The following is a 14,874-nucleotide window of genomic DNA, read 5'->3' as shown; positions in this document are numbered from 1 at the left end:
GACTACGGTGGACGCGCAGTGTCGAGAGGATTCACCGTGTCACCACAGCAACCGAAGCCAGCCCCCGCACCCGAAGTCGGCCTCGACTTCGCGCGCGAGTGGTACGAGTTCGTCGACCCAGCCGACCCCGAGCACCTCGTCAGTGCGGACCTCACCTGGCTGTTGTCGCGGTGGACGTGCGTATTCGGCACGCCGGCGTGCCAGGGCATCCTCGCCGATCGCCCCGACGACGGGTGCTGCACTCACGGCGCGTACCTGACCGACGACGACGATCGTGCGCGTCTCGCCGCGGGTGCGGCGATGCTCTCGCCCGACGACTGGCAGTTCTACACCGAGGGGTCGGGCGACGACTCGCTCGGACCGAACGGCTATCTGGAGGAGAACGAGGATCTCGATGGTGAATTGGCGCTCAAGACGCGGATATACGACGGCGCGTGCATCTTCCTGAACCGGCCGGGGTTCGCCGCCGGGCAGGGGTGTGCGTTGCACTCGATGGCGTTGCGCACCGGCGTCGAGCCGCTCACCGTCAAACCCGATGTCTGCTGGCAGCTTCCGATGCGACGCGAACAGGACTGGGTGGCCCGACCCGACGGTACCGAGATCCTGAAGACCACGCTCACCGAGTTTGATCGACGCGGGTGGGGCGAGGGCGGACACGACCTCGACTGGTACTGCTCGGGGTCGCCGGACGCCCACACCGGTGCGACGCAGGTGTTCGAGTCGTATCGCCCCGAACTCGTCGAACTGATCGGCGAACCCGCCTACGAGGTATTGGCCGACGCCTGTCGTCGTCGCGACCAACTCGGCCTCGTCGCCGTGCATCCGGCGACCGCAGCCGCCACCTCCCGTGGCGAGCGGGACCTGAAGTACGAGCGAATGTAGATTCTCAGGCCTCGAACTTGTATCCGAGCCCGCGGACGGTGATGAGGTGGCGTGGCTGCGACGAGTCGGGTTCGACCTTCGACCGCAAACGCTTGACGTGGACGTCGAGAGTCTTGGTGTCGCCGACGTAGTCGGCTCCCCACACGCGGTCGATCAACTGGCTGCGCGTGAGGACTCGACCGGAGTTGCGCAGCAGGTATTCGAGAAGATCGAACTCCTTCAGCGGCAAGGTGAGTTCGTCGCCGTCGACACTCACCGTGTGACGCTGCACGTCCATCCGCACCGGGCCGACCTCGATGACACCGATCGCGGCGTCCTCATCGTCGGCGACGACTCCGCCGCGGCGCAGCACCGCGCGAATGCGAGCGATCAGCTCCCGCGCCGAGTACGGCTTGGTCACATAGTCGTCCGCGCCGAGTTCGAGCCCGACCACCTTGTCGATCTCACTGTCGCGGGCGGTCACCATGATCACCGGCGTCGCCGACTTGGCGCGGATGGACTTGCAGATGTCGGTGCCCGACACTCCTGGGAGCATCAGGTCGAGCAACACGATGTCCGGGCTGATTCGCTCGAACGCAGGGAGCGCCTGCGTTCCGTCATTGACGATGCTCGCCTCGAAACCCTCCTTGCGGAGCAGGAAGGCCAACGGGTCGGCCAGTGATTCTTCATCTTCGACGATCAGTACATGCGTCAACGCGACTGTTCCTCTGATTGGTCCGGGTTCTGTTCGATGGGTATGTAGAGGCTGAACGTGGAACCGGTCCCCGGCCTGCTCCACAACCCGATGTGCCCACCGTGGCTGGCTGCCACGTGTTTGACGATAGCCAAGCCGAGTCCGGTACCGCCGGTGGCACGCGACCTCGCCTTGTCCACACGATAGAACCGTTCGAAGACACGTTGTTGATCGGCAATCGCAATGCCGATTCCGCGATCGGTGATTGCGATGCATGCCATCGGCATGTCATCGATGACGACTTCCTTACGGCTCACCGACACGACGTCGCCCGTCGGCGAATGATTGATGGCGTTGACGAGGAGGTTACTCAACGCGGTGAGGAGCAGCGTCCGATCGCCCCTCACCGACAAACCGCTCGGGTCGTCGGCGACCAGGTCAATCTCGGCGACCTCGGCGGAGACTCCCGCGTTCGCCACCGCGTCGTCGACGAGCGAGTCGACGTCCACATCGACGAGGTCGGCGACTCTGCCGTCCTGCAGTTTGGACAGCCCGATGAGTTCGTTGACGAGGGACCCCATCCGGGTCGCCTCTTTCAGGACGCGGCGCCCGAAGTGTTCGACGGCACGCGGGTCATCACGCGATTCGAGCATCGCCTCGGCCATCAGGCTGATCGCGCCGAGGGGCGTCTTCAACTCGTGGGAGACGTTCGCGGCGAAGTCGCGGCGGGTTGCCTCCACTCGTTGGTTCGTCGAGTCGTCGTCGCCGTAGACGAGGACGAACCGTTCGCCGTTCATCTCGGCGAGGCTCGCGACGCACCGGACGGTGTCGACCGGGCGTGGAACCGCCCGCCCCGTCGAGACGAAGCCGAGGGTCGAATGCGGTGGCGAGAAGTCGAACCGACGGTCCGCTCCGGTCGACATCACTTCGGCGACGCCTTCGGCGATGGCGTCGGCGAGGACGCCGCGGACCATACCCAGTTCGGTGGCACGGTCATTGAACATCACGACGGTGTGGAATTCGTCGACGACCACGATCCCGGTCTCGGCCTCGGCGACCATCAGGGCGAGCAGATGGGTGCGCGACAGGTCGGTCGTCCCTGCGGAGTCGGCGCTGTTTCCGCCCATGTCGCGGGCATCGACTCGCGCCGGACCGAACCGGCCGTTCGATGTGGCGCCATCGATCAAGCGGTCACCGCTGGTTTCGGACACAGCCGCGATCTTACGGTCACCGCCTGGAGTTCGCAGCCTGGGCAGCCAGTCTTCGCCGTCCATTCACGCCGAGGCAACGCTGGTTACTCGCACATGAACTCTCGATGATCCGGGAGCACCCGCACGTCACTTCGCGACGAGGTCGGCGTACTCCGGATGCTTGTCGAGGTAGCTGGCGACGTATGAGCAGACGGGGACGACGCGCCGCCCGTTAGCGCGAATGTCGTCGAGTACCTGCTTGACCAGTTCTGCTGCGAAACCTCTTCCGCCCCACTGGTCGTACACGACCGTATGGGTGAGCGCGAGGTTGTCACCGTCGGTCGTGTAGTCGATGTATCCGACTTCGACCGTGCCATGTTCATCGTCTGCGAGGTCAGCGCGGTAGCGCTCACGCTCGGCCAGATGTGTCACCGAAATCGTCGCGTCTGCCATATCTCCAATGTAGCCGAGGTCACCGACTGCGCGCACCGATTGCGGACCCGATGAACGGCTACTTCCCGCCCTGGGCGGCGACCGCTGCCGCTCCGGCTGCTGCGGCCTCCGGATCGAGGTAGACACCGCCCGGCGTGATCGGCCGCAGGTTCTCGTCGAGGTCGTACCGCAGCGGGTTGCCGGTCGGAATGTTTAGTCCGGCGATGTCGGCGTCAGAGATCCCGTCGAGGTGCTTGACCAAGGCCCGCAGCGAGTTGCCGTGTGCGGCGATCAGCACGGTCTTACCGGCGCGGAGGTCCGCTTCGATCGTCTCGGTGTAGTACGGGATGAAGCGCTCGACGACGTCGAGCAGGCATTCGGTGAGAGGTACGTCGATGCCGTCGTAACGCGGATCGCCGACCTGGCTGTACTCACCGTCGGCCTCAATCGCGGGCGGCGGAGTGTCGTAGCTGCGGCGCCACAGCATGAACTGCTCGTCGCCGTACTTGGCCTTGGTCTCCGCCTTGTTCAGCCCCTGAAGCGCACCGTAGTGGCGTTCGTTGAGTCGCCAGTCTCGGACCACTGGAATCCAGTGACGGTCAGCGGTATCGAGCGCGATCTGCGCGGTCGAGATGGCCCGACGCAGCAGCGACGTGTAGAGGATGTCGGGAAGCAGATCGTGCTCGGTGAGCAACTCTCCCGCGCGGACCGCTTCGGCGCGGCCCTTTTCGGTCAGCGCGACGTCCACCCAGCCGGTGAACTGGTTGGACGCGTTCCATTCGCTCTCGCCGTGACGCATCAGGATCAAGGTGCCGTTACTCATGCAGGCCAGTTTTCCATACCGCCCACACATTCCTCCCGGCCGAGTAGGCCGACCGTCGACTTCTTCGGGCGGCACGCGGGCGGACGCGAAGATCAGCCGCGCGTCTGGTCACGACCTCGCTCGATGACCGAGGCGCGGCGATCGGCCACCACCGACGGATCGAAGGTCTTCTTCCATTCCGCGTCCGTCGCCTGTTCGACGGCCAGCGCCGGGTCGAGGAGGTGCCGTTCGGCGCGACGGTACGACGCGAGCAGCCTGCGCACGCCGGATCGGTCGTTGCCCGCGATGGTCGATGCGACCTGAAGGGCCTGCTCCATCAGCGACTCGTGCTCGACCACTTCGGTGACCAGTCCGACGCGCAGGGCCGTCTGGGCATCGAGGAAATCTCCGGACAGACTCATCCGCAGTGCGAACGCGCGGCCGACGACGGCGGGAAGCCGAGCCGTCATCCCCCAACTGGGAACGAGGCCCAAGCGGGCGTGGGTGTCGGCGAATCTGGCCTTCTCGGATGCGATCAGGAAGTCGCAGGCGAGCGCCACCTCGAGGCCGCCGGTGACGGCTGCGCCGTTGATCGCTCCGATCACCGGTGTGGACATCGGAGCCCACGGGTGGCCGAACGGGACGTCTGGGGCCGGTTCGGCCGTGAGGTTGTCGCCGGTTGCCCCGAGCTCCCGCAGGTCCAGTCCGGCGCAGAACGCCGGATCGGTTCCGGTGAGAACGACGACGTCCACGTCGTCGTCCGACCCCGCCCTGGCCTGCGCTCGCTGCAGGTCGCGGATCAGTCCGCTGGTCAGCGAGTTCCGCGCGTCTGGCCGATTCAGTCGGAGCACCCGAACGCGCCCATGCTGCTCTTCGATCAGGACCTTGCCGTCTGTCATGTTCAATGCTCCTAACCTCGCAGGTCGCTACCGAGGGTCGTGCCCGCCGTCGACTTCGGGACGGCCGCTCGGGACTGCGTCCTCGGACGGTTCACCGACCGCGTCGAGTGCGGCGGCATCGGCGAGCGGCGCGATCTCAGGCAGGTCGTCCGGATCGATGAGGTGCGCGAACGCCTCCAGGTTCTTCATCGATTCACCGCGAGATACGCGCCACGCCCACTCCCTTTTGATCGACGTGAGGAAGCCGATCTCGAGGATTTGATTGAAGTCGCCGTCTGCGGCTTCGAGGACCTGTCCGAGGACCCGATCGATCTCGTCGCGGCTCACCGCCTCCGCCGAGATCCGGCCCACTAGGTAGATGTCGCCCGCGTTGTCGAGCGTGTAAGCCACGCCGTACAACCGCCGATTCCGCTTGAGCAGGTATCTGTACACGGATTCGAATTCCTCGTCCGGCCGACGGCACACGAACGCCTCCACCCGGACACCGTGGATCCCGGCGGTGAGAAGGACCGTCGTCTTGAGCTTGCGTTCGCCGGGGAGTTCGACGACGAGGTGCTCTGACTTCGCTCCCCCCGACGATCGCCGCGTGAAGTCGATACCGCTCTCGGCGAGCGCTGCCCGCAACTGCTCGGTGTAGTCCGTCGTGCTCATCTGATCTCCATTCGTCGATCGGTCACAATCACACAGTCAACCGGGTGCGACCGCGACGCCGACGCAGACCGAAGCGTCCGACCAGCCGACTACCCGGCCCGCGGTACCCGACGAGCGCACGGTCGTAGCTGGCCAACAGCGCATCTGTGGTGTGCTCCCAGGAGAACTTCTGGGCGTGGACTGCGGCGCGAGTCCCCATGGCGCGCAGACCGTCCGGGTCTCCGAGCAGTTCGGCCAACCTGTCCGTCCACTCGCCGATGTCGTGGCTGGGAACGAGGCGCCCGGTCACTCTGTCGTGGACGGCGACACCGAGGCCGCCGACGTCGGCCGCGAGAACGGGGATCCCGCAGGCCTGCGCTTCGACGGCGACGAGGCCGAAGCTCTCGGAATAGCTCGGCACCGAGACGAGGTCGGATGCCCGATACACCTGGGCGAGGTTCTCGGGGGCCTGCGGCGGCAGGAACGTCACACGATCTGAGACACCGAGTTCGGCTGCCAGTTCGATGAGGCTCTCCGGCAGCCCGAGGCCGTTGCCGGATGGCCCGCCCACGACGAGCAGGCGCAGACGGCCGGTCGAATCCGCGTGGATCAGCGGCGCGATCGCGCGCAACAGCACGTCGGGCGCCTTCAGCGGTTGAATGCGGCCGACGAATGTCACGAGCACGTCGTCCGGGTCGAGTCCGAGCCTCGCGCGCGCCGCGAGCTTGGATCCGGGCGAGTACCGGTCGAGGTCGGCTCCGGGTACGACGACGTCGACGCGAGCCGGATCCGCGCCGTACAGATCGATGAGTTCGGTGGCCTCGGTCGGCGTGTTCACCACGAGCAGGTCGGCCTCGTCGACCACCTGTTGTTCACCGATGACCCGCATAGCGGGCTCGGCGGTATCGCCGATGGCGAGCGATGCATTCTTGACGGCCGCGAGAGTGTGCGCGGTGTGCACCAGAGGGACGCCCCAACGGTCGCGCGCCAGCCAGCCGACCTGCCCGGACAGCCAGTAATGGGAGTGGATCAGGTCGTAGTAGCCAGGGTCTTGGGCCGCTTCGGCACGCAGCACGTTGGCGGAGAAGGCGCACAGCTGACCGGGGAGGTCACGCTTGTCGAGGCCGTCGAACGGTCCGGCAGCGACGTGTCGCACGGTGACGCCCGGGGCCGCCTCGACGCTCGGCTCGTCGGCCGACGACGTCGCACGCGTGAAGATCTCGACTTCCACCCCGCGCCTGGCCAACCGCGTCGCCGTCTGCCACACGTAGACGTTCAGCCCGCCGGCGTCGCCGGTCCCCGGCTGAGCGAGCGGCGACGTGTGCACCGAGATGAGTGCCAGACGTCGCGGGAGGTGTCGACCCGTCATGGACTCCAGCGTAACCACCGACGGAACCGACCACCGGTCGCGGTGACCGATGCACGTTGACGCATCGCTTCGACAAATACTCTGCGCGCGCTCTATTATTTTCGGTAACGATTGTCATTACTTTTCAGCCCTGATTCTGGAGTCGCACACCGTATGCCTTCCGCACGTCGCTTCCGCCTGGCCGCAGCCCTTGTGTCGGTCACCGCACTGACCACCGCCCTCGCCGCATGCAGCGGCGACTCGGGCCCGCAAGAGACCGATCACCCCGTCGTCGTCGCCTCGACAGACGTGTGGGCGTCGGTCGCGAGCGCGGTCGCGGGTGACAACGCCGACGTGACCGCACTGTTCGATATGCCCGGCGGTGACCCGCACGAGTTCGAGCCGACCAACGCCGACGCGGCTCGCGTCCTCGACGCGAATGTGATCGTGATGAACGGCGGGCACTACGACGCCTACATGGAACGCATCGCCGCCGACGCCGAAGGACGCAAGGTCACCGCTCTCGACGACGACGAGCACGACCACGAGCACGGTGACGGTGACGAACACGACGCCGATGGCGACGAGGACGCCCACGACCACGATCACGAGGCCACCGAGCACGCCTTCTACACACTGCCGGTCGTCGCCGACACCGCCGACGAGATCGCCGAGTCACTCGCCGAGGTCGCACCATCCCACGCGGACGAGTACCACGCGAACGCGAAAGCGTTCCGCACCGAGATCGACGGACTGCGCGACCGAATGAGCAAGCTGGGAACCGCCCATCCGAACACCCGCATCGCAGCCACCGAACCGCTCGCCACGACGCTACTGGGCGAAGCTGGGATCACCGACATCGCACCTGCCGGATTCACCTCCGCCGTCGAAGAAGGGCAGTCGCCGTCGGCCGCTGATCGGGCGGCGTTCGACGACCTGCTGCGCAACCACAAGGCGTCCGCGCTGATCTACAACGTCCAGTCGGTCGATCCGGCGACCGAATCCGTGCTGTCGACGGCGAAGTCGGCTAACGTGCCGGTCGTGGAGTTCACCGAATCGTTGCCCGAGGGCGCCAACAGCTATGTGGCATGGCAGTCGGCTCAGATAGCCAGTCTGGAGAAGGCACTGAACGCGTGAGTGACGCAGTACTTCGCTTCGCCGGGTCCAGGTTGTCGTTCGACGCCCGGACCCTGTGGCGCGGCTTGGACTTGGATGTGGCTCCCGGAGAGTTCATCGCAGTGCTCGGCCCGAACGGATCTGGCAAGACGACGCTCCTTCGAACCGCCTTGGGCCAGGTCGACCTCAGCGACGGCTCCGTGTCGGTGAACGGCCGCGTCGGCTACATCCCCCAGCAGCACGCAGACGACTCGGACACGATGATGCTCCGCGGCCGCGACCTCGTCGGATTCGGCGCAGACGGCTCGTCGTGGGGCATGGGCCTGCGCGGACTGCGGGCACGTCGCGCCCAGGTCGACGCCGCTCTCGCCGAGGTCGACGCGACCCGCTTCGCAAACACCGCGGTCGGCCTGCTCTCCGGAGGCGAACAGCAGCGCCTGCGGATCGCCCAGGCGTTGACCCGCGACCCGGCGATCCTGTTGTGCGACGAACCACTGGCGAGCCTGGATCTGACGAGCCAGCAGGTGGTCGTCGATCTGCTCGACGCGCGGCGGCGTCGATCGAACACCGCCGTCCTGTTCGTCACACACGAGTTGAACCCGGTGCTGCCGTTCGTCGACCGGGTGCTCTACCTGGCCGACGGCCGCTTCCGGGTCGGGACCGTCGACGAGGTGATGAACTCGACGACCCTGACCGAGTTGTACGGGAGCCCGATCGAGGTCGTCCAGATCGGCGGCCGACTCATCGTGGTCGGCGGCGAGGACTCGCATCATTGCGTGGAGCACGGGTACGCCGACGAGGCGATCTCGTGACGTCGACGCCCGTCGCCGCGAGCATGGGGCAGTTCTTCGAATTCTCCGAGACCGGCCACCTGCTGTCGTACGAGTTCGTCCAACAGTCGCTGCTCGCGATCGCCCTTCTCGGACTCGTCGGCGGCGTCCTTGGACCGATGATCGTCGCGCGCCAGATGAGTTTCGCGGTGCACGGCGCGGCCGAGTTGTCGTTCACGGGCGCGGCAGCAGCGCTGCTGGCAGGTGTCGGAGTCAACATCGGCGGCGTGATCGGCGCGGTCCTCGCCGCAGCAGTCTTCGGGCTATTGGGTCAGCGTGCGCGCGAACGAGATTCGGTGATCGGCGTCGTCATGGCGTTCGGCCTCGGTCTCGGCGTCCTCTTCTTGTCGCTACACGGACGTGTCGGGCAGGGTTTCGCCCTCCTCACCGGCCAGGTGGTCAGCGTCGGCACGAACGGCCTGATCGCCGTCAGCGTGACGGCGGCCATCGTCCTCGTCGTCTACGCAATCATCTACCGACCGCTCCTGTTCGCGAGTCTGGACCCGAGGGTCGCCGAGACCGCGGGCGTGCCCACCCGCCTGCTGTCGGTGGTGTTCGCGATCCTCGTCGGGCTGGCGGCAGCACAGGGCGTCCAGATCATCGGGGCCCTGCTCGTGATGAGCCTATTGATCACCCCGGCGGCCGCAGCGTCCCGGCTGACCGCGAATCCGACCACGGTGCTCATCCTCTCGGTCGTGTTCGCCGAAATCGCCGCCGTCGGCGGGCTCGTCTTGTCCCTCGCTCCGGAGCTGCCGGTGTCGGTGGCCGTCACGACGATTTCGTTCGCCATCTACGTCATATGCCGTCTCGTCGGGATGCGACGCCGGGACTGACCGGCGATCCGGGCGCGCCTATCCCTCTTCGGCGAAACCCGGGTTGCACCTCGCCGAGATCATCTCGCTCGCGGAGACGACGGGCCGGTCGGGTTCCAGGTTCCAGCTCGGCTTCTCCGGATCGACGAGGCGCGCGAACGTCCAATGGCAGTCGAACTGGGCGCGCATCCCCGCGCTGTCCGCGTCCGGGTGCAACACGAGGACCTCTTTCCAGGCCTCGTCGCCAGTCGTGTCACCGGAGACGTTCCGCCCGTTTTGAGTCGGTCGGATCTGCAGGCTCGGTCCGACCTCTGTGTCGACCCAATCGGCGCCCTCGATATACGGCGGTGGAAGCGTCGGCGGCGCAGGGGAGGTCGAATGCGGGGAAGGGGAACTGGTCGTCCCACTCGAAGTCGCGGACGTCGCGGCAGAGACGTCAGGCGCAGCGGACGACGTATCACCGCCATCGCTCTCGTCGTCGCCGCATGCTCCGACCATCAGCACCGACGCGCAGGCCAGCGCCGACACCGCGGCCCGTCGCCGATTCACCCGCCGACCGCCAGATGCACGCGTTCCCACGCGCGGCGGCGACCGCCGTCGGGATCGGACACGACGTACGACGGATCGTCGAGGACCATCACACGGCGGTCGTCGAGGGTGTAGCGCGGCCAACTGGGCGACGGAACGCCCTTACGCGCGAACCAACTCCAATGCGACTGGACGGTCGCGGTGATACGCCTAGTCGACGCCCAACTGCCTGCCGCTGCCAGCCCCGCCCCGATCGGGTCGCGGTAGGTACCGAACACCGCGAAGAGTTCGGTTGCGTGGGTCGCGCCGATGCCGGCGAGGTTCAACGAGGCAGGTGCGTAGTCGTAACGGTAGACGTACGTAGGCGCGTGCTCGCTGTGGTAACTGGCGAACATCTGCGTCGGTATCCAGAACGTGGCGTCAGCAGCCAGTCGGACGTGGTCGCGGGTACCCGGATAGAGCGCTCGCACCTCGGCTTGGATCTCCGGATCGTCGATGCCGATGAACGCCTGGGACCCGTCGGGCAGGATGTTCCAGAAGCGAGCGAACAGTTCTCCCTCGTCCTTGTTGTGGCCGATCATCAGCGGAACGGGGTGCGTCTTGCCGTCGCGTGCGGCGTGCGTAGGCCGCTGCGGAAGATAGTCGCCGTCGACGGTCGGCGCGAACGGCATCGGATCGGACAACTGCGCGGCGCGAGCGAATCCGAGCAGTCTGTTTCCCGCGCGCACCAAGTCCATCCCGGACGCGTCGTCGACCACCCGTGCGACGACCTCTGGATCCAACGGCGGCTCGGTGCGCTCGGCGCCGTCACGCCTCGTCGGATCGATGAGCAGCCGGACGAACTCGTCGGCATAGACCTGTGCGTTCTCCTTGTCGACCACCAGGTCCGGGGCGGGGCTCTGCGAGATCGCTCCTGCGAACAGCCCGCCGGCCGCGGGCGTCGACAGCAGCGTGATCGCCGCCGATCCTCCCGCGCTCTCCCCGAATACTGTCACGCGGTCGGGGTCGCCGCCGAACGCTGCGATGTTTTGCTGCACCCATTCGAGCCCGGCGACCATGTCGCGCAGGCCGAGGTTCGACTCGAACCTACGCTCCGGCGTCGAGTAGTCGGTCAGGTCGAGGAAGCCGAGCGGCCCCACGCGGTAGTTGACGGTCACCACGATCACATCACGCGACCGTGCGAGGTAGGCACCGTCGTAGATCGGAGTGGACGTGCTGCCCAGAATGTAGGCGCCGCCGTAGTTGAACACCATCACCGGGCGCGGCGTCGGCGACACGGTCTCGGGCATGAAGACGTTGAGGGTGAGGCAGTCTTCGTGCCGAGGCTGGAAGCGTCCGAGCCCCCGCGCGGTGAAGAGCTTGTCCTGGACGGGGGCGTTTCCGTAGTCACCGCAGTCGAGCACGCCGGGCCACGGTACGACGGGTTCCGGTGCCCGCCAACGCCACGGGCCCACGGGCGGCGCCGCGAACGGAATACCCTTCCAGGCGAGTGTTCCCTTGCGTCCGCCGCGGCCGCGTCGCCCTTGCACCGCGCCGTCGGCGATCGTCACCGTCGTGCCCATTACTGCCATGCGCCCACACTATAGACGCCCGCAGAACGGACAGGATTAGGCTTGAAGGATGGGTCCTACCGACGTCATCGACCTCAACGCCGACCTCGGGGAGGGAGTCGGAGACGACGCGGCGATCATCGGGCTCATCAGCAGCGCCAACATCGCATGCGGATTCCATGCGGGCACCCCGACGATCCTGCGCGATACGTGCGCGATGGCCGTCGACTCGGGCGTCCGGATCGGCGCACAGGTCTCCTACCCGGATCGGTCCGGTTTCGGTCGACGGTTCATAGACGTGGCGAGTGACGATCTGATCGCGGACCTCCTCTACCAAGTGGGCGCACTCCGCGCTCTTGCCGAATCCGTCGGTGGCACAGTCGAGTACGTGAAGCCACACGGAGCGCTCTACAACACTGTGGTGCACCACGAACAGCAGGCTCGGGCGGTGGTCGATGCCGTCCGGCAGGTCGGCCTGCCGTTGATGTGCCTACCGGGTTCGGCTGCTCAGCGACTCGCGCTCGATGTCGGCGTACCGGTGATCACTGAGGCCTTCGCCGATCGCGGCTACACGCCGGGCGGAACACTGGTGCCTCGCACCGAATCCGGTGCACTGCTGCACGACTCGACGGCGATCGCCGACCGCGTGGTGACACTCGCACGGACCGGACGGATCTCCGCGGTCGACGGCTCCTTGATCGACGCGCAGGCGACGTCCGTGTGCCTGCACGGCGACACCCCCGGGGCGCTCGACCACGCACGCGCGGTGCGAAGGGCATTGGCTGCGGCCGACATCGACGTGCGCGCTCGATGAGAACCCGCGCCGTCCCACAGTCGACGCGCGGGGTCATCGCCGGATTCGCCGCGTACGGCAGCTGGGGTCTGTTCCCGCTGTTCTTCGACGCGCTCCGACCGACCGGACCGTGGGAGATCCTCGCCCACCGCATCGTGTGGACTCTGCTGTTGTGCGTCGCCGTGTTGACGATCATGCGGGACTGGACGTGGATCGCCCGCCTGCGCGGGCAGCGACGACTGTTGGCGGGCGTGACCATCGCCGCGTTCCTGATCGCGACCAACTGGGTCGTGTACGTCGCCGCGGTCACCTCCGGCCATACGAGCGACGCCGCGCTAGGCTACTTCCTCAATCCGCTGGTCACTGTCGCGCTGGGCGTCGTGGTGCTCCGCGAGCGGCTCCGTCCGCTCCAGTGGGCCGCGGTCGCCGTCGGCGTCGCCGCAGGCCTCTACCTGGCGATCGCGGGCGGCACGGTTCCGCTCACCGCACTGGTTCTCGCACTCTCGTTCGCTGGCTACGGACTTGCGAAGAACAAGGTCGGAGCTCGCCTCCCGGCACTGCACAGTCTCACGCTGGAGACCGCGATTCTGACCCCTCCCGCGCTGGTGGTCTTCGTGATTCTCGCGAGCACGTCGACCGGCTTGGACTTCGACGATCACGGTGCCGGGCACGCCGTACTGCTTGCGCTGTCCGGAGTCGCGACCGCAGTGCCGCTATTGCTCTTCGCTGCGGCCGCTCGGCGCATCGCGCTCGTCACCGTCGGATTGATTCAGTTCGTCACCCCGATCGTGCAACTCCTCTGCGCGGTGTTCGTCCTCGACGAGCACCTGCCTGCCGAACGTTGGATCGGATTCGGGATCGTCTGGGTCGCGTTGATCCTGTTGACAACCGACAGCGTGTGGAACGTCAGGCAGTCCCGACTCCGTTCGAGGGCGGCGGCCGAACGCGCAGACTAAGCGCGCGATCGTTCGCGGAGCAGGCGCGGAGGTATCGTCGGACCGCCTGGTCGTTGTCCGACTGACACCAGTTCGGGCCGTTCGACGAACAGGAAGGCGATCGCCATGATCAGCACCGGCGCCAGCAGCAGGACTGCTCCCCCGGCACCGCTCGTCGACAACGGGACCGCCGCGAGACGAGTCACCAACAGCAGGCCAGCGAACACCGTCGCACCCCCCGCGACCACACCCATCCGCAGGCGTGTCCAACCGATCTCCGGGCGCGTCAACGCTGCTTCGAGGGTCAACGTGAACACGACACCGGCGAGGATGTCGATCGCGTAGTGAAAGCCGAAGCCGAGAGTCGCAGCCACCGTGCAGACGAACCACACCGAACCGAAGACCTTCGACGCCGCCGATCCACGAAGACCGTGGAGGAGGATGCACGTCGCCCACGCGGTGTGCAGGCTCGGCATACAGTTCCGCGCGATTCCCTGATCGAAGTAGACGGCGACGGGTTCGGTGATGTGCGGCGTCACCCACGGCCAGACGTCTACCCACCCTGCACCCATCTGCTCGTGTCCGAACGCGTACGTGGGGCCCACGACCGGGAAGACGAAATAGATGATCGGGCCGAGCATGCCGATCACCAGGAACGTGCGGACAATGTGGTGGCGCGGGAACCCCTCGCGGGCCACATGGCGTAGTTGGAAGAACGCGATGATGGCCGCGCCGACCGGTAGGTACACGTACACCTTGCTCAACAGTTCGGTGAGCACCGCACTGTCTGACACGATGCGGCCCATCGCCCACGACGGCGAGCCGAGCGCCCGGTCCGCGACCTCGACGTACTCGTCGAGGACCGTCGGGTTCGCCTTCGCGGACAAGACGAGCCACGCATCTCCGACACGTCCCATTATCGGCATCATGAGACCGAGTCCGACTGCTTTCAGCGTCGCCGACTGCTCGGCGCCGTTGAGTCGCCAGAACGCGAACAACCCGATGCCGACGAGACCGAAGAGGATGCCGTTGCCGACTGTCGCGGGGTTTCCGACGATCAGTCTCTGCAGATTCCAGATCGCTTCGAGGAGCACGACGGCTCCGAGCGTCCACCACCGTAGGCGGGCGGGCATGCACACCAGCGCGAGCACGAGCCCCGCGATCTTGATCTCGCCGATGCCGGGACGGCCGACGAAGTCATGGGCCAGCAGGTCCACCGGACCATGGATGCCGTATGCCTGCGAGACGATCTGGATGACGACGACGAATGCCACGAGAACGAGGACAACCGCCGACCATCCGCGCACGCCGAGTTCGACCCGTCGTGACGTCAGACGACGCACTCGATCGAAGAGTCCTGGCTGCGCTTGGTGTAACACAGCTTACAGGTTAATGAACAAACGCTGAATTTCTAGAATCCTGTGATGTGTCTGTCATTCAGTCGACGTCCACCG

Annotated in this window: 16 protein-coding genes; 6 read left to right on the top strand and 10 right to left on the bottom strand. The window is 66.5% G+C overall.

The genetic code is table 11. The features are described from left to right. Positions 1-36 precede the first annotated feature (36 nt). On the top strand, positions 37-882 hold the full coding sequence (locus ACTIMF_RS10615; RefSeq protein ID WP_442350254.1) for a hypothetical protein: 846 nt from the start codon (positions 37-39) through the stop codon (positions 880-882). 4 nt (positions 883-886) lie between these two features. Here the strand turns inward: ACTIMF_RS10615 and ACTIMF_RS10610 are convergent, their stop codons facing one another. From ACTIMF_RS10610 to mshA, 7 genes are all read right to left on the bottom strand, one after another. Next, positions 887-1,576 carry a winged helix-turn-helix domain-containing protein gene (locus ACTIMF_RS10610; protein WP_442350253.1) on the bottom strand — a complete coding sequence of 230 codons (690 nt, stop codon included), beginning with the start codon at positions 1,574-1,576 and terminating at the stop codon, positions 887-889. Further along, positions 1,573-2,766 carry a sensor histidine kinase gene (locus ACTIMF_RS10605; RefSeq protein WP_442350252.1) on the bottom strand — a complete coding sequence of 398 codons (1,194 nt, stop codon included), beginning with the start codon at positions 2,764-2,766 and terminating at the stop codon, positions 1,573-1,575. The genes ACTIMF_RS10610 and ACTIMF_RS10605 overlap by 4 nt, the downstream gene beginning before the upstream one ends. Before the next feature lie 126 nt (positions 2,767-2,892). Then, positions 2,893-3,198 (bottom strand): GNAT family N-acetyltransferase, encoded by a 306-nt coding sequence (locus ACTIMF_RS10600; RefSeq protein ID WP_442350251.1) that lies wholly within the window; start codon positions 3,196-3,198, stop codon positions 2,893-2,895. Positions 3,199-3,256: 58 nt separating this feature from the next. Then, positions 3,257-4,000, bottom strand: coding sequence for a phosphoglyceromutase (locus ACTIMF_RS10595; RefSeq protein WP_442350250.1), 744 nt, complete (start codon positions 3,998-4,000; stop codon positions 3,257-3,259). Between the two features lie 92 nt (positions 4,001-4,092). Then, positions 4,093-4,878 (bottom strand): enoyl-CoA hydratase, encoded by a 786-nt coding sequence (locus ACTIMF_RS10590; protein WP_442350249.1) that lies wholly within the window; start codon positions 4,876-4,878, stop codon positions 4,093-4,095. A gap of 27 nt (positions 4,879-4,905) precedes the next feature. After that, positions 4,906-5,529, bottom strand: coding sequence for a YbjN domain-containing protein (locus ACTIMF_RS10585; protein ID WP_442350248.1), 624 nt, complete (start codon positions 5,527-5,529; stop codon positions 4,906-4,908). A gap of 28 nt (positions 5,530-5,557) precedes the next feature. Beyond that, positions 5,558-6,877 carry a D-inositol-3-phosphate glycosyltransferase gene (gene mshA, locus ACTIMF_RS10580; protein ID WP_442350247.1) on the bottom strand — a complete coding sequence of 440 codons (1,320 nt, stop codon included), beginning with the start codon at positions 6,875-6,877 and terminating at the stop codon, positions 5,558-5,560. A 153-nt stretch (positions 6,878-7,030) separates the two neighbouring features. On the opposite strand from mshA, the gene ACTIMF_RS10575 reads away from it, so the two are divergent. From ACTIMF_RS10575 to ACTIMF_RS10565, 3 genes are read left to right on the top strand one after another with little or no spacing between them, the layout of a single operon-like run. Beyond that, on the top strand, positions 7,031-7,993 hold the full coding sequence (locus tag ACTIMF_RS10575; RefSeq protein WP_442350246.1) for a metal ABC transporter solute-binding protein, Zn/Mn family: 963 nt from the start codon (positions 7,031-7,033) through the stop codon (positions 7,991-7,993). After that, the gene (locus ACTIMF_RS10570) at positions 7,990-8,784 is read left to right on the top strand and encodes a metal ABC transporter ATP-binding protein (RefSeq protein ID WP_442350245.1); all 795 of its coding nucleotides are present in this window, start codon (positions 7,990-7,992) and stop codon (positions 8,782-8,784) included. The genes ACTIMF_RS10575 and ACTIMF_RS10570 overlap by 4 nt, the downstream gene beginning before the upstream one ends. A 23-nt stretch (positions 8,785-8,807) precedes the next feature. After that, on the top strand, positions 8,808-9,635 hold the full coding sequence (locus tag ACTIMF_RS10565) for a metal ABC transporter permease (protein ID WP_442350267.1): 828 nt from the start codon (positions 8,808-8,810) through the stop codon (positions 9,633-9,635). 18 nt (positions 9,636-9,653) lie between these two features. On the opposite strand, the gene ACTIMF_RS10560 is transcribed toward ACTIMF_RS10565, so the two are convergent. Then, entirely contained in the window at positions 9,654-10,163 is a 510-nt protein-coding gene (locus ACTIMF_RS10560) for a DUF2599 domain-containing protein (protein WP_442350244.1), read from the bottom strand. Further along, positions 10,160-11,713: a carboxylesterase/lipase family protein gene (locus tag ACTIMF_RS10555; RefSeq protein ID WP_442350243.1), complete on the bottom strand. Its 1,554-nt coding sequence runs from the start codon at positions 11,711-11,713 to the stop codon at positions 10,160-10,162. The genes ACTIMF_RS10560 and ACTIMF_RS10555 overlap by 4 nt, the downstream gene beginning before the upstream one ends. Before the next feature lie 49 nt (positions 11,714-11,762). Here ACTIMF_RS10555 and ACTIMF_RS10550 point away from each other — a divergent pair, with 49 nt between their 5' ends. Then, positions 11,763-12,506: a 5-oxoprolinase subunit PxpA gene (locus ACTIMF_RS10550; protein ID WP_442350242.1), complete on the top strand. Its 744-nt coding sequence runs from the start codon at positions 11,763-11,765 to the stop codon at positions 12,504-12,506. Continuing rightward, positions 12,503-13,441 (top strand): EamA family transporter RarD, encoded by a 939-nt coding sequence (gene rarD / locus ACTIMF_RS10545; protein WP_442350241.1) that lies wholly within the window; start codon positions 12,503-12,505, stop codon positions 13,439-13,441. The genes ACTIMF_RS10550 and rarD overlap by 4 nt, the downstream gene beginning before the upstream one ends. On the opposite strand, the gene ACTIMF_RS10540 is transcribed toward rarD, so the two are convergent. Continuing rightward, on the bottom strand, positions 13,438-14,799 hold the full coding sequence (locus ACTIMF_RS10540; RefSeq protein WP_442350240.1) for a DUF5933 domain-containing protein: 1,362 nt from the start codon (positions 14,797-14,799) through the stop codon (positions 13,438-13,440). The two genes, rarD and ACTIMF_RS10540, sit on opposite strands and share 4 nt — an antisense overlap. Positions 14,800-14,874: the final 75 nt, after the last annotated feature.

Origin of the sequence: Gordonia sp. (in: high G+C Gram-positive bacteria), from assembly GCF_052106715.1 — a bacterium.
GTDB lineage: Bacteria > Actinomycetota > Actinomycetes > Mycobacteriales > Mycobacteriaceae > Gordonia.
Note: the sequence above shows the minus strand (reverse complement) of the source record. Positions and strands in the feature narration are given on the sequence as shown.